Annotated in this window: 19 protein-coding genes and 1 riboswitch; of the genes, 5 read left to right on the forward strand and 14 right to left on the reverse strand. The window is 64.8% G+C overall.

Annotated elements, in window-relative coordinates:
* On the reverse strand, positions 1–173 hold a 173-nt coding region (locus QQL28_RS42990; RefSeq protein ID WP_284275622.1), incomplete at its 3' end, for a collagen-like triple helix repeat-containing protein.
* A 172-nt stretch (positions 174–345) separates the two neighbouring features.
* Here QQL28_RS42990 and QQL28_RS42995 point away from each other — a divergent pair.
* Entirely contained in the window at positions 346–597 is a 252-nt protein-coding gene (locus QQL28_RS42995; protein WP_284275568.1) for a hypothetical protein, read from the forward strand.
* On the opposite strand, the gene QQL28_RS43000 is transcribed toward QQL28_RS42995, so the two are convergent.
* Both QQL28_RS43000 and QQL28_RS43005 read right to left on the reverse strand, forming a co-directional pair.
* A complete protein-coding gene (locus QQL28_RS43000) occupies positions 594–842 on the reverse strand; it encodes a helix-turn-helix domain-containing protein (RefSeq protein WP_284275569.1) in 249 nt (82 codons plus the stop codon). The two genes, QQL28_RS42995 and QQL28_RS43000, sit on opposite strands and share 4 nt — an antisense overlap.
* Before the next feature lie 184 nt (positions 843–1026).
* Positions 1027–1794: an SDR family NAD(P)-dependent oxidoreductase gene (locus tag QQL28_RS43005; RefSeq protein WP_284275570.1), complete on the reverse strand. Its 768-nt coding sequence runs from the start codon at positions 1792–1794 to the stop codon at positions 1027–1029.
* Positions 1795–2061: 267 nt separating this feature from the next.
* On the opposite strand from QQL28_RS43005, the gene QQL28_RS43010 reads away from it, so the two are divergent.
* Positions 2062–2550 carry a J domain-containing protein gene (locus QQL28_RS43010; RefSeq protein WP_284275572.1) on the forward strand — a complete coding sequence of 163 codons (489 nt, stop codon included), beginning with the start codon at positions 2062–2064 and terminating at the stop codon, positions 2548–2550.
* 4 nt (positions 2551–2554) lie between these two features.
* On the opposite strand, the gene QQL28_RS43015 is transcribed toward QQL28_RS43010, so the two are convergent.
* The 4 genes from QQL28_RS43015 to QQL28_RS43030 all read right to left on the reverse strand — a co-directional run bounded on the left by QQL28_RS43015 (position 2555) and on the right by QQL28_RS43030 (position 4704).
* Positions 2555–3196, reverse strand: a complete 642-nt coding sequence (locus tag QQL28_RS43015) for a hypothetical protein (RefSeq protein WP_284275574.1) — start codon at positions 3194–3196, stop codon at positions 2555–2557.
* A gap of 88 nt (positions 3197–3284) precedes the next feature.
* Positions 3285–3539, reverse strand: coding sequence for a hypothetical protein (locus tag QQL28_RS43020; RefSeq protein WP_284275576.1), 255 nt, complete (start codon positions 3537–3539; stop codon positions 3285–3287).
* 245 nt (positions 3540–3784) lie between these two features.
* Positions 3785–4042 (reverse strand): hypothetical protein, encoded by a 258-nt coding sequence (locus QQL28_RS43025; RefSeq protein ID WP_284275578.1) that lies wholly within the window; start codon positions 4040–4042, stop codon positions 3785–3787.
* Positions 4043–4320: 278 nt separating this feature from the next.
* Entirely contained in the window at positions 4321–4704 is a 384-nt protein-coding gene (locus tag QQL28_RS43030; RefSeq protein WP_284275579.1) for a RidA family protein, read from the reverse strand.
* A gap of 373 nt (positions 4705–5077) precedes the next feature.
* Between QQL28_RS43030 and QQL28_RS43035 the strand changes: the two genes are divergently transcribed.
* The gene (locus QQL28_RS43035; RefSeq protein ID WP_284275580.1) at positions 5078–5512 is read left to right on the forward strand and encodes a hypothetical protein; all 435 of its coding nucleotides are present in this window, start codon (positions 5078–5080) and stop codon (positions 5510–5512) included.
* Between the two features lie 133 nt (positions 5513–5645).
* On the opposite strand, the gene QQL28_RS43040 is transcribed toward QQL28_RS43035, so the two are convergent.
* A complete protein-coding gene (locus QQL28_RS43040; protein WP_284275582.1) occupies positions 5646–6338 on the reverse strand; it encodes a glutathione S-transferase family protein in 693 nt (230 codons plus the stop codon).
* Between the two features lie 151 nt (positions 6339–6489).
* Here QQL28_RS43040 and QQL28_RS43045 point away from each other — a divergent pair, with 151 nt between their 5' ends.
* Positions 6490–6927, forward strand: coding sequence for a VOC family protein (locus QQL28_RS43045; protein WP_284275583.1), 438 nt, complete (start codon positions 6490–6492; stop codon positions 6925–6927).
* Between the two features lie 164 nt (positions 6928–7091).
* On the opposite strand, the gene QQL28_RS43050 is transcribed toward QQL28_RS43045, so the two are convergent.
* A complete protein-coding gene (locus QQL28_RS43050; RefSeq protein WP_284275584.1) occupies positions 7092–7604 on the reverse strand; it encodes a mismatch-specific DNA-glycosylase in 513 nt (170 codons plus the stop codon).
* Between the two features lie 21 nt (positions 7605–7625).
* Between QQL28_RS43050 and QQL28_RS43055 the strand changes: the two genes are divergently transcribed.
* Positions 7626–8249, forward strand: a complete 624-nt coding sequence (locus QQL28_RS43055; RefSeq protein ID WP_348522563.1) for an HD domain-containing protein — start codon at positions 7626–7628, stop codon at positions 8247–8249.
* A 124-nt stretch (positions 8250–8373) separates the two neighbouring features.
* Here QQL28_RS43055 and thiC read toward each other — a convergent pair whose 3' ends face one another.
* From thiC to QQL28_RS43080, 5 genes are all read right to left on the reverse strand, one after another.
* Positions 8374–10272, reverse strand: coding sequence for a phosphomethylpyrimidine synthase ThiC (gene thiC / locus QQL28_RS43060; protein WP_284275585.1), 1899 nt, complete (start codon positions 10270–10272; stop codon positions 8374–8376).
* Positions 10273–10574: 302 nt separating this feature from the next.
* The gene (locus tag QQL28_RS43065) at positions 10575–11183 is read right to left on the reverse strand and encodes a thiamine phosphate synthase (protein WP_284275586.1); all 609 of its coding nucleotides are present in this window, start codon (positions 11181–11183) and stop codon (positions 10575–10577) included.
* The gene (locus QQL28_RS43070) at positions 11170–11952 is read right to left on the reverse strand and encodes a thiazole synthase (RefSeq protein ID WP_284275587.1); all 783 of its coding nucleotides are present in this window, start codon (positions 11950–11952) and stop codon (positions 11170–11172) included. Before QQL28_RS43070 ends, QQL28_RS43065 begins: the two co-directional genes overlap by 14 nt.
* Positions 11953–12118: 166 nt before the next feature.
* The gene (gene thiS, locus QQL28_RS43075) at positions 12119–12316 is read right to left on the reverse strand and encodes a sulfur carrier protein ThiS (RefSeq protein WP_284275588.1); all 198 of its coding nucleotides are present in this window, start codon (positions 12314–12316) and stop codon (positions 12119–12121) included.
* A complete protein-coding gene (locus QQL28_RS43080; protein WP_284275589.1) occupies positions 12307–13317 on the reverse strand; it encodes an FAD-dependent oxidoreductase in 1011 nt (336 codons plus the stop codon). Before QQL28_RS43080 ends, thiS begins: the two co-directional genes overlap by 10 nt.
* Positions 13305–13433: riboswitch (TPP riboswitch) on the reverse strand. Its footprint overlaps the gene before it by 13 nt.
* Between the last annotated feature and the right edge of the window lie 123 nt (positions 13434–13556).

The following is a 13556-nucleotide window of genomic DNA, read 5'->3' on the forward strand; positions in this document are numbered from 1 at the left end:
CCTTGCGCACCCGGCTTGCCCTGCGCTCCGGCCTTCCCGACCGGGCCCGGCTTGCCGCGCGTGCCGTCCGGGCCGCGTCGTCCCGGATGTCCCTGCGGGCCCGGCCGTCCCGGCTCGCCCTGCCGCCCACGCGGACCCGGAGGTCCCTGTCGTCGTCCCTGATCGTCTGCCACGCTACTGCTCCTGTCCCGGACGCTCGTTAGTTAGCGGCGTTTCACGACAGCAGCAATTGCGGCGCCTCTTTTGCGGCCCTTGATCAACATCAATCGGCGGCACGGGCCGCCGTGCCATTGCTTGGCGCGTGCAGATCTGGCGCGTGCAGATCACGTGCAAGCGGAGCCGACGATGAGCGCGGGATGGAAGATCTTCTGGCTGGCCACGTTGGTTTTCACCATCGCGGTCGGCATCGGTCATGTTCTCGTCCCGGGCATCGTGCCGATCGCCTTTGCCGAGGAGCCGCAAGCCTCGTGGGCAATCATGACCGCGTTCCTGCTGCGCGCGATCGAGCTGACCGCGGCCTGGGTCGCGATCCTGTCGCTGTCGATCACGCTCGGCGTGGCGCTGCGAGGATGTTGGCGCCGCCGCCTCACGCTCTAGTCGTGATAGGCGGGCACGTCGATGCCTTCGGCCGCGTAGATCCGGATCTTGTTGCGCAGCGTACGCACGGAGAGGCCGAGCACGCGTGCGGCGCGCGTGCGGTTGCCGTCGCAGCGGGCGAGCGTCTGGAGCACGAGCTCGCGCTCGATCTCGCCGACAGTCGCGCCGATCAGAAGCGGAACGATTTCATGGGGGGCAAGAAACTGCGTAGCCGACGCGGACGCAGCAGAGTGAACAATGGTCATCAACACACCTCCCGATCAACGCCCGCTTCCATCGTTGAAAGCGGATCGAGAACAAACGACCCCCAAGCCGTATTTCTACGGTGGGCGGGTTTGGTTAACAGATGGTTAACGGCGGCCGAATGCACCAAGATGACCTTGGGATAGCCGTAAAGCGGCCGCCATTGGCACAGGCTGCCTAGCCCGATCAAACCGTTCTGTAGCCGCCGTCCACCATCACGATCGAGCCGGTGACGTAAGCCGACAGATCCGACGCGAGGAAGAGCGCCGGTCCGACGATGTCCTCGGGCTTGCCGCTGCGGCCGAGCGGCGTGTGATCGAGGAAGGTCTGCACCAGCGCGGGATTGGTGGCGCGCGCAGTCGCGTTGAGGTTGGTCTCGATGAAGCCCGGGCCGATTGCGTTGACGCGGACGCCTTCCTTGCCGAGCTCGGCGGCGAGCGCCTTGGTGAAGCCGAGCACGCCGTGCTTGGAGGTGGTGTAGGCGGCCGAGCTCGGCGTGCGCAGATGCATGAACGACTGGATCGAGCCGATATTGACGATGCGGCCCTTCGTCGCCCGCAACGGCGCCAGATAAGCCTGCGTCATGTTGAAGACGCCGTTGAGGTTGAGCGAGATGATGTCCTGCCAGTCCTTGGCGACCGCCTCGGTGTCCGCGGTGAAGGGATTGCGGCGGGTGATGCCGGCATTGTTGACGAGGATCGAGACCTGCCCGATCTTTTCCGCGACCTCCCTGGCCAGCGCAAAGCAGGCGTCGCGGCTGGCGACGTCGAGGGCAAAGCTGTCGGCGGTTCCGCCGGCGCTGCGGATCATGTCCGCAGTCTCGGCGGCCGTGTCCGCATTGATGTCGAACAGCACGACGCGCGCCCCTTCGCGCGCATAGCCTGTCGCGATCGCGCGGCCGATGCCGGAGCCTGCGCCGGTGATGACTGCGATGTGGGTGGCGAGCAGGGACATGGCGCTTCCTCGGTTGTTTTTTTGGCGTTGCCGACAAGCTAATTCAAAACCGAACCAAACGAAACGCCAAGCCAGCTTTGCGCGTTGCTGTCATCCCGTTTTGGTTGCCGTGCAAATCGGACAAGGTGCATGGACCGGGCCGGGCCGGCAAGTTGGGGGAAATTCGCGCCGGATTCATGTCGAAGTTTCGCGAAAGGCTAACCCGAAATTAAGACGTCGGAAACGCCGCGCTTGGCATACTGGCTTTCGTTGCTAGATGTTGCGCGCATGATGGACCGGATTGAATCCTGGAAGCTGACCCTCGAACGCTTGCGGACCGCCCACACCGTCGACTGGGACGAGGCGGGCCGGCTTGCGGCCGAGATCGCGCGCGCAAGCACCGACACGACGCTGCGCCAGGCCGCCGAGCAGGCGATCCCGATCCTGCGTCAGGCCGCCCATGACAGCGAAGCCCATGACATCACGGTTGCGGCGCAGCGCCGGCTCGGTGTCGTGCTCGAGGTGATTCACGGCCTGACCGCGCCGCGCTTCGGCCGCCGCAACGCGCTGCCGAAGAAGCTGACCAACGAAGAACGCGCGCGCCGCACGCTCGGCCTGCCGCTCGCGGTGCAGCTCACCTGCGACGACATCCACCAGGCCTATCGCCGCCTCGCCAAGACCATGCATCCCGATCGCGGCGGCAGCGAGCAGGCCTTCCTCGACCTCGCCGCCGCACGCGACGTCTTGATCCACCCCGGCGCGCACAAGGACGCGTAAGGCTCTAGCTTCTGTTCACGCAGCTCGGATAGGGCGCCTTCTCGCCCGGGACGATTGGGCAGAGGTCGATCGGACGCAGTTCGCGCAGGCGCGCCGGCCATTTCTCGTCATCGAGCGGCGGCTTGTCGGCGGCGAGGCCTCGCTCGGCCCATTGAATGGTGTAGTAGTCGGCGTCGCCCTTCAGCGTGATCAGAAGCGCGGTTTCGCTATGGCGCGCAGGGCCGGTGTCGACGCTGCCGCATCCGATCACGGCGATGAAGGCATCGGAGCCGCCGAATTTCGTGGTGCCGAGCGCCTTCGCGCCAAAGTTCTCGGGGCAGGCGGATTTGAAGCCGCCGGCGATGTTGCCGGCGAATCGTTCCGGTGTGAGACCTGGATTGCCGGCGACGCCTTTCTCGCCGGTCACCGTGATCATCTGCGTCCAGGCCTGCGCGCTCTCGCCCTTCAACACGGCCTCGCGGATGTAGTGGCCGCCCTTGGTGTTCTCGAACACTGCGGAAAAATTCGACGGCATCGCAAAGCTGACGAGTTGGCTGAAGATCGGCGAGATCACGCGGAAGGATTGCGGGGCTTGCGCCCGCGCCGGCATCGCCAGACCGAGAAGCGACAGACCGAGAGCCACAGCCTTCGTCATTGCAGTGCGCATCGAGCTGTCCCCTGTCAAAATGCGAACGGGCAAGGACGCGGCTCGCGCCCTTGCCCGGCTTCTCAAAAGATCCGTCGATCGACGAAGCTTAGAGGGTGCAGTGACCCTTCTTCAGCGCATGGTCCTTCAGGGCGAGCGCGTCGACGAAGGTTGGAACGGAGTGGCTGACGCGATGAAAGTCGGACGGCCACGGTGTGGTCGGAATGCTCTCGTCCCAGATCTGGCAGATGCCGGTGTTCTGCCAGCAAATCAGGTGATAGCCGGCGGCCTCAGCGGGGCTCGTCGCGACGAACGCGGCAGCAGCGACACCGACGGCGGCACACAGCATGGAAAAACGACGCATGGATAGCTCCTCAAATGAAAGATGTGATGCTCCTCCCGACAATGTCCGGGGAGGCGTGGCGCGGGCCGCTGGAGGATCCGGCCCGGACAACAGGTGAGTAGTTCCCCAGGCGAAACAGGTTCAAGCCGGGCGGTTGGAAAATGCAGGAATTTGGCTGGAGATGAGGGTTAACGAGGTCGCAACGAAAAGGCGGATGACGCTCTCGCGCATCCGCCCCTTAACAATCGATGATCTCTGTTGTCCGCTTACAGCGTGCAGCGGCGCTCGGCCCGCAGCTTGAGCTGCACGTCATTGGCAGCCGTGAACGTCGGCAACGACTTGCTGACCACCTTGTAGGTCGACGGCCATTCCGTCGGCTTGTAGCGGAGGTCCTCATTCCAGATCTGGCAGATGCCGGTGTTGTCCCAGCGGATCACGTAATAGCCGACCTTGGCGGACGCCGGCACGGCAAAGACCGATGAGGCGATGCCGGCGACGGCACAAACAGAGAGAACGCGACGCATTGAAAATATCCCCTTGTTGACGCGTGAAGTCCGCAAGTCTCGTGCGGCAAAAGCGGGCTCGTTGCAAGCCGATGCCGCCGCCGTTCACGCATATGTCAGTTGCGGGGGCGGGGGACCGGGATGGTGCAGAGGCCTAAGGCCGTCGCGTGGAAACATATCGCTGCAACATTCTCGTCATTGCGAGCGCAGCGAAGCAATCCAGAATCTTTCCACGGCGGCAGCCTGGATTGCTTCGCTTCGCTCGCAATGACGGCGTGGAGGCGTCGGCGTCCGCAGCCTCACTTCGCCAGCGACGCCACCGCCTCGATCTCGATCAGCATCCTCGGGTCGGGCAGCGCGTGCACGACGCAGGTGGTGCGCGCCGGATAGGGCGGCGGTCCGAACGCGCCGGCATAGAGCGCGTTCATCGCGGCGACGTCGGCGGCGCGTGTGAGGAGCACGTTGACCTTGGCGAGATCGTGCGTCGTCGCGCCCGCTTCCGTCAGCACCCGCTTGATGTTGATGACGACGTTGGCGAACTGCGCCTCGAAGCCCTCGGGCAAGGCGCCATGGGCGTCGAAGCCGGGAATCCCCGAGATGAACAGGAGGTCGCCGACGCGGGTGGCGAACGACAGCGGCGGCGCCTTGACGTGCGGCGGCGGTGCAAAATGCTGGATCGGCATGGGTCACCTCGGATCTTGGACGGTGGCGTCGCCCGCATGAGCGTAGCGACATGCCGGAGGGTTGCAACCGCATTCGCCGCGCCCGATCGCCGGGAAAGACGACCCGCAAACCCCGCTCCGACAAAAATATCGAAAACGACCCCATGCAAAGGAGTCGACGACTGCCGGCGTGAGGCTTGCGGATTTTACGAAATAGCTTGACACGTCGGGCAAATCCTCGGCAAAATGTCATCATGGCGCTTCATCCTTCCCCTGTCCCCGCACGCGGGACATGGGACGCGTGCTCCCCCCGAACATCTTGCCGCCGCGATCCATCGGGTAGAGTCTCGCGTCCTGATTCGCTTTCCCTGCCAACCATGTCCGGAGCCGCCTCATGAAGTTCGCATCCACCTTGCGCGCCGCGCTCGTCGCCGTCATCGCCTTCGCCGGCCTGTCCACGACCGCGCAGGCCGACAGCGGCTTCGTGACGCTGACGATCTACAAGGCGGGCTGGATCATCGGCGGCTCGGGTGGTTCGGGCGTCCTCAACTTCCGTGGCCGCTCCTATCCGCTCTCGACCGGCGGGCTCGACTACGGCCTCGTGTTCGGCGGCTCCAGGACCATTCTGCGCGGCCGCGTCTCGAACATCTTCCGTCCCTCCGACGTCGCCGGCGTCTACGGCGCCGCCGGTGCCGGCCTTGCAGTCGGTGCCGGCGCCCGCGCCATCGTGCTCACCAACCAGAAGGGCGCCGTACTGGAATTGTCCGGCACGCAAGTCGGCCTGATGGCGAACGCGGACCTCAGCGGCCTTGCGATCACGATGCGGTAGCCTGAGTGCGCTGGCCTCGTAGCCCGCATGAGCGTCAGCGACATGCGGGTCGGCTCTGAGCCCCGGATGTCGCTTCTGCCTTCGCTCTTCGAGCTACGGCGGACAAGTCGCTCATCCGGGCTACGTTCGGCCACTAACCGCCGATCGCCTTATGGATCGCCTCGCAATGCGCGACGAGATTCTTGTGAGCATCGACGAATGCCTTCAGCGGCGTCGGGATCGGAAAGAAGTAGATATTCGCAATGAAGCCGTAGATGCCGGCATCGACGCTGGTCGGCGCCGCGCCATGGACGTAACCCTGCGCAGGCACGATCTCGGCCAGCACCTTCAGGTCGGCGAGCCCCCGCGCGTAGGCCTGCTCGGGCGTGTAGCGGCCGATGCCCTGGAAATAATAGCGCTGCGCGTTGTAGGCCTTTGCCTTCTCCAGCCCCTCGGCATTGATCTGCGGATGCTGCGCCATGAAGGCACTGCAAAACGCTGGACAATAGCGGTCGTCCTTCCAGCGCGAATACGACATCACCCAGTAGAGATCGTCGAGCATGCGCGTGACGAGAAGATTGGTCCGGCGCGCGTCCCGTGACAGCGCAGCATCGATCGTCAGGCGATATTTCGTGATCGCGTGCGCGATGATCGTCTCGCTGTCGCCGATTGTCTCGCCGTCGTCGACCACATACGGCAGTTGCCCGCGCGGCGCGGCCGAGGCATCGAACACGTGCTCATGCACGAACGGCACGCCAGCGAGCTTCAGGAAGGCGTAGACTTTCAGGCCGTAGCCGTTGTTGTCGGCGACGCCGAAGAGTTGTGGGTAGGAATAGAGGGTCAGCATGCGGCGGGCTCCTCAACTGGGCAACTCTGGGCCCATCATACAGGATAGCCAAGAAAATGATGCCCTGCCTGTCGGATGCCCGCCTTCCTGTTCGTCCTAGGAGTAGGCCCGCGCCTGTCCGTCCCATCCCAAACCCGAGGATACCCGAAACATGACCTCCATCACGCCGTTTCTCTGGTTCGACAACAACGTCCCCGAGGCCGTCGCTTTCTACAAATCGGTGTTTCCCAACGCCAAGGTCGAGACCGTCAGCGACTTCATGGCGGTGTTTGAGCTGGAAGGCCAGCGCTTCAACGCCCTCAATGGCGGGCCGCAATACCGCTTCAACGAGGCGGTGTCGTTCTTCATCAGCGTCGAGACCCAGGAGCAGGTCGACTATTTCTGGAGCCGTCTCACCGCGGACGGCGGTGAAGAATCCAGGTGCGGCTGGCTCAAGGACAAGTTCGGCCTGTCCTGGCAGGTGATCCCATCAGCGCTCGGCCGCTACCTCGGCGACTCCGACCGGACCAAGGCGAACCGCGTCATGCAGGCGATGATGGGGATGAAGAAGATCGTGATTGCGGATCTGGATAAGGCGTATGCGGGGTGAGACAGGTGCCCGTGCCCCGGACGCAGCGCAGCGCGTCGCTCTTCGCGGCGTGATGCGCTGCAGAGCCGGGGCCCATCCCGCGTCCGCGCCTGAGCTTCTGGGTCCCGGGTCTGCGCTGCGCTTGCCCGGGACACGAGAGCGCACCGGATCCGGGGCACGTTCGCCTAGGACGCGCGGGCGATCCATGCCGCAAGCTCGCGCCAGGGCTGCAACGTCCAATGGCCGGACGCGGCGCCGGACGGGGAGGCGAGCACGAACACATCAGGAAATTGCCCGTCAGTCTGTTGCCTTCCCAGCGAGATCATTGGTTTTCCGTAGAACAGGCTCGCGGCTTTCTTGCTGGTGAAGGCAATCGTCTTCGGACGATACTTCTCGATCTTGGCCTTGAATCCCGACACATCGATCGATTGAGCCGGAATCTGGTGATCCATCCCGGCGCCCGACTTGGACAGATCGGTGAAGCCGATCCCGAGCTCGAGCAGCGCGGCGAACTCGCCCGGCTGATAGCGGCGTGGCGTGATGCCGGCCTCATGGATTGCGCGCCAGAAGCGGTTGCCGGGATGAGCGTAGTAGTGGCCGAGGGCGGCCGAGCGCGTACTGGCGGCGGTGCCGACGAAGACGAGACGGAGGTTGTCGCGGAGTTGGTCGGGGAGGCGGTGCGGATCGCTATCGGACATCGAACGGGCCAATGAACCTGCATGGGGTGGGCGAACCGTTCGTCCGGCTGCTCGGACCGACGGCTACCATTTCTGCCCTTCGCGTCCTATACCTTGCCGATGAACCGCGAAGAATTGGCTGCGGCCTATGCGGCACCCGGCCGCTACTATCACAATCTCTCGCACATCGAGGATTGTCTCGCTGCGCTCGCGCGGGTGGAAGAGCTTTCAGCGCGCGAGCGCGAGATCTTGTCGGAGGCGATCTGGTGGCACGACGTTGTCTACGATCCGACCCGATCGGACAATGAAGAGATCAGCGCGCAACTGGCCGAACGGCACGTCCGCGACGATATCAGCCACGAGGTGGGCCGCTTGATCCGCCTCACCAAGACGCACGAGATTCAAGCGGATGATCGCCTCGGCGCGATCCTGATCTCGATCGACCTCAGCATCCTGGCCGCGGAGCCAGCGCGCTACGATGCCTATGCGGCAGCGATCAGGCAGGAATTCATCCATGTCCGCGATGCCGATTATCGCGCCGGCCGTGCCCGGGTGTTGCGTCAGTTCGCCGCTCGCCCGATCATCTATCCCGATGCCGGCTTCGCTGCAAAATATGATCGGCGCGCCCGCGATAATCTCGCGCGTGAATTGGCTTCGTTGAGCTGAGGCTGCGGTCGCAATCGCTTGGGTCCTTCTCCGCAGGCGTTAAACAGAGAGCCGGGCTTTCGCCCGGCTCTTGTTCTTTCCTAATGGATGCCCGGGTCAAGCCCTGGCATGACGAGCGGAGAGGTCACAACGCCCGATTGCTCTCCTTCACTTTCTCCGCATCGAGATACACGCTTGAGCCCATCTCCTTGAACTTCTCGCTCATCTTGGCCATGCCGTCCTCGATAGTGCCGGCCATCGACATGCCGACCGAGTTCGGGTCGTTCAGCGTCGCCGCGTAGTCGCGGACGTCCTGCGTGATCTTCATCGAGCAGAACTTTGGGCCGCACATCGAGCAGAAATGGGCGACCTTGTGGGCTTCCTTCGGCAGGGTCTCGTCGTGGAAGCTCTTGGCGGTGTCCGGATCGAGGCCGAGGTTGAACTGGTCGGTCCAGCGGAAGTCGAAGCGGGCCCTTGAGAGCGCGTCGTCGCGAAGCTGGGCCGCCGGGTGCCCCTTGGCGAGGTCGCTGGCGTGCGCCGCGATCTTGTAGGTGATGACGCCGGTCTTGACGTCGTTGCGGTCGGGCAGGCCGAGATGCTCCTTCGGCGTCACGTAGCAGAGCATGGCGCAGCCGAACCAGCCGATCATGGCGGCGCCGATGCCCGAGGTGATGTGGTCATAGCCCGGCGCGATGTCGGTGGTCAGCGGCCCGAGCGTGTAGAACGGCGCTTCGCCGCATTCCTTGAGCTGCTTGTCCATGTTGATCTTGATCTTGTGCATCGGCACGTGGCCGGGACCTTCGATCATGACCTGGCAGCCCTTGTCCCAGGCGATCTTGGTGAGCTCGCCGAGCGTCTCGAGCTCGGCGAACTGCGCGCGGTCGTTGGCGTCAGCAATCGAGCCCGGACGCAGGCCGTCGCCGAGCGAGAACGAGACGTCATACTTGCGCATGAGGTCGCAGATCTCGTCGAAATGGGTGTAGAGGAAGCTCTCCTTGTGATGCGCCAGGCACCACTTCGCCATGATCGAGCCGCCGCGCGACACGATGCCGGTGACGCGGTTGGCGGTGAGGTGGATGTATTGCAGGCGCACGCCGGCGTGGATGGTGAAGTAATCGACGCCCTGCTCGCACTGCTCGATCAGCGTGTCCTTGTAGAGCTCCCAGGTCAGCTTGACCGGATCGCCGTCGCACTTCTCCAGCGCCTGGTAGATCGGCACCGTGCCGATCGGCACCGGCGCGTTGCGCAAGATCCATTCGCGGGTGGTGTGGATGTTGCGGCCCGTCGAAAGGTCCATCACGGTGTCGGCGCCCCAGCGGATCGCCCACACCATCTTCTCGACCTCCTCCTCGACCGACGAGGTCACCGCCGAGTTGCCGATATTGGCGTTGATCTTGGTGAGGAAGTTGCGGCCGATGATCATCGGCTCGAGCTCTGAGTGGTTGATGTTGCTCGGAATGATGGCGCGGCCGCGTGCGATCTCGGAGCGGACGAACTCCGGCGTGATGAAGGCTGGCACGGACGCGCCGAAGCTTTCGCCGTCAGCGAGCGCCTGCTCGGCGCGCTCGAGCTGCTGCTTGCGGCCGAGATTTTCGCGCGCGGCGACGTAGATCATCTCCTTGGTGACGATGCCGGCGCGGGCGAATTCGAGCTGCGTAATCTTGTGGCCGTCGAGGCCGCGCAGCGGCTTGTGGTAAGCGCTGAACGCGCGCGCGGCCTTGTCGGCCGAGACGCTGCCATTGTCCTCCGGCTTGATCGTGCGGCCCTCATATTCCTCGACGCCGCCGCGCTCGAGCACCCAGGCCTTGCGGTTGCGGGCAAGGCCCGCGTTGACGTCGATCGTCACGGACGGATCGGTGTAGGGGCCGGACGTGTCGTAGACCGGCAGGTTCGGCTCGCCCGCGCCCTCGGAGAGGATGATCTCGCGCAAGGGCACGCGCAGATCGGGCGCGGCCTCCGGGGACGCAAAGATTTTTCGCGAGGACGGCAGCGGGCCGGTGGTGACGGCGGGGACGGTCTTTTCGGGATTGGAGCGGATGTTCATGGGGTCCTCCTTCTAATTCGTTGGCATCGCTGCGCGAGAAACAAGTACCGCTGTCATCCCCGCCACCGGGTCTCGCCTTCGGCGAGCCCGGTGACAGGCTCCAGCGGGGATCCGGTATTCCAGAGGCCGTGCCGTGATACGGAGAGGCCGCGGCGTACTGGATCGCCCGGTCAAGCCGGGCGATGACGGCGAGTGTTTTTCCGTCATTGCGAGGAGCACTTGCGACGAAGCAATCCATACTGTCTCCGCGGAGGGATTCTGGATTGCTTCGCTTCGCTCGCAATGACGGATAGTGAGAGGCATCACGCCGCCTCCTTGGCTAGCCCGAGCCACTGTCGCACCCGCGCGTCGGGGTCGGCGTTCTGGGTGACGTCGGAAACGACGGCGATGGAATCGGCGCCTGCGGCAAAGATCTCCGCGGCGTGCTCGAACTTGATGCCGCCGATCGCAACCAGCGGGATGCTGCCGATGCGCTTTTTCCATTCGGTGATTTTTGGAATGCCCTGCGGTTCGAAGCGCATCGACTTCAGCGTGGTGAAGAAGATCGGCCCCAGCGCGACATAGTCGGGCTCGGCGGCGAGCGCGGTTGCAAGCTCCTCGTCATCATGGGTCGAGATGCCGAGCGTCAGGCCGGCATCGCGGATGGCCTTGAGGTCGGCGTCGACCAGGTCCTCCTGGCCGAGATGCAGATGCTTTGCGCCGGCGACGATTGCCGCGCGCCAATAGTCGTTCACGACGAGCTTGGCTTGCGTGCCTTCGGTCACTGCGAGCGCATCGGTGACGATCTGGAGCGCTTCCGCATCGTTCAAATTCTTGGCGCGGAGCTGGATCGTGCCGACGCCGAGCTTGGCCAGGCGCTCGACCCAGGCGAGGCTGTCGACCACTGCGTAGAAAGGATCAGGATACGGCATGCCAGAACGGGGTCCCAACGACAGGGGTTGACGGGGAGGCGAAGTCGCGGGCGTTCATCAGCCCGGCCTCGTAAGCGGTGCGGCCGGCCTCGACGCCGAGGCGGAAGGCGTTGGCCATCGCGACGGGATCGGCGGCTTTTGCGATCGCAGTGTTGAGCAGCACGGCGTCATAGCCGAGCTCGAGCGCGTGGGCGGCGTGGCTCGGTGCGCCAAGGCCGGCATCGACGACCAGCGTGATGTCGGGCAGCCGCTCGCGCAAAAGCTTGAGCGCATCGCGGTTGATAATTCCCTTGGCGCTGCCGATCGGCGCCGCCCACGGCATCACCACCTTGCAGCCGGCATCGACCAGCCGGTTCGCGACGGAGAGATCCTCGGTGCAATAGGGGAAGACCTCAAAGCCGTCCTTGATCAGGATGGTGGCGGCCTCAACCAGGCCGACGACATCTGGCTGCAGCGTGTCGTTGTCGGCGATCACTTCCAGCTTGATCCAGGGCGTACCGAACAATTCGCGCGCGAGCTTTGCGGTCGTCACCGCCTCGCGCACGCTGCGACAGCCGGCGGTGTTCGGCAGCACGCTGACGTCGAGTTCGCGGATCAGGTTCCAGAAGGTATCACCGGTCTTGCCGCCGGCCGCCTCGCGCCGCAGCGACACCGTGACGATGTTCGAGCCGGAGGCGCGGATCGCGGCCTGCATGATCGCGGGCGAGGGGTAGAGCGCGCTGCCGATCAGAAGGCGCGAGGGGAAGGATTTGCCGTAGAAGGTCACCATGACGGAGTTTCCTCGATCGATGCCGTCGTCCCGGCGAACGCCGGGACCCATAACCACAGGATCACGTTGTGACGGTCGGTCTCTCCCCGCGCGCCCCAAGTGGGATCACGCGGTATGGGTCCCGGCCTTCGCCGGGACAACAGAGGGAAAGAGTGTGCCTGCATCCTCACCCTCCCTGCCGCGGCGTGATGATCTCGATCTCGTCGCCGGCCTTGAGGCTCGTCTCGGCCCAGCGGCTTTTCGGCACCACGTCATAGTTGAGCGCGATGGCGAAATGGGTGCCTTCGTAATCGAGCTCGGTGAGCAGCGCGTCGACGCTCACTGAGCTCACCTCGCGTTGCTCGCCGTTCACGATCACGCGCATTGCATCACCTCATTGTCGATCTGGCCGCGCTCGACGTAGCTAAGCGTCAGCTCGGCGAGCGCCGGGGCGATCAGGAAGCCGTGGCGGTAGAGCCCGTTGACGGCGATCCGGTCGCCGCGAACGCCGATGCGCGGCAGATTGTCGGGGAAGGCGGGACGAAGACCCGAGCCGAATTCGACGATGCGGGCTTCACCGAAGGCCGGATGCACGGCATAGGCCGCACCCAGCAGCTCCAGCGCCGAGCGGACGCTGACGCCGGTGTCCTCGGCCTCGATCGAGGTCGCGCCCAGCATGAACAGGCCCGCCTCGCGCGGGATCACATAGAGCGGCCAGCGCGGATGGATCAGCCGGACCGGGCGCGCAAGCTGCACCTCGCTGGTCTCGATCAGGATCATCTCGCCCTTGACGCCGCGCAGGCCTGGCTGCTCGTCGCGCGCAACGAGCCCGCGGCAATCGATCACGATGCCGTCGAGATCGTTGGCGCTGACATCGCTAGAAAACCTGATGGTGCCGCCGGCGGCGCGGATGCGCTCGTGCAGTTTCGGCAGCACGCGGCGCGGCTCGACATGGCCCTCGGTCGGGAAGAACAGCGCCTCGCGGAAGCGCCCCTCCAGCGACGGCTCGAGCGCGGCGAGGCCGGCGGCATCGAGCCGCTGATGGCCTTCCGTCAGCTTGGCAAAACGCTCGAAATCGTTGCGCTCGCGCGGGAGAGCCACGACCAGCGAGCCGTTGAACGGCGTATCCGGCAATTCGCGCCGCCAGAGGTCGAGGGAGCGCAGGCCGAGCCGGCTGATGATGGGCTCGGCGACCTCGGCCTCGCAATAGGGCGCCAGCATGCCGCCGGCCCAGTGGCTGGTGGCATCCGTCATGCCCTCGTCACTGCGCTCGTGCAGAGTGACGGCGTGGCCGGCCTGCGCGAACAACAGTGCCTGCCAAGCCCCTGCGATGCCTGCGCCGATGATGGAAACCGGTGAATCCGGTCGTTTGGTCGTCTGCAACATCCCTGTCCCTTCGCCGGCATGACCCGGATCAGGTTCAAAGGGTCACCGCGGTCCTGGGCGGTCTTGCCCATTTAGCGGTATCTCAGCTCCTCCTCGGAGCACCCCTCGGAACGGCGCTAATGTATGCCAGTGACGCTGTGTGTCAACGTGTCTCCCCGATCGTGCCCCGGACGCGGCGCAGCGCGCGAGCGGTGCGCCGCCGAGCCGGGGCCCATGTCGAGCCGGGAACTGCTGGGTCC

Source organism: Bradyrhizobium iriomotense (genome assembly GCF_030160715.1).
Lineage (GTDB): Bacteria > Pseudomonadota > Alphaproteobacteria > Rhizobiales > Xanthobacteraceae > Bradyrhizobium > Bradyrhizobium iriomotense.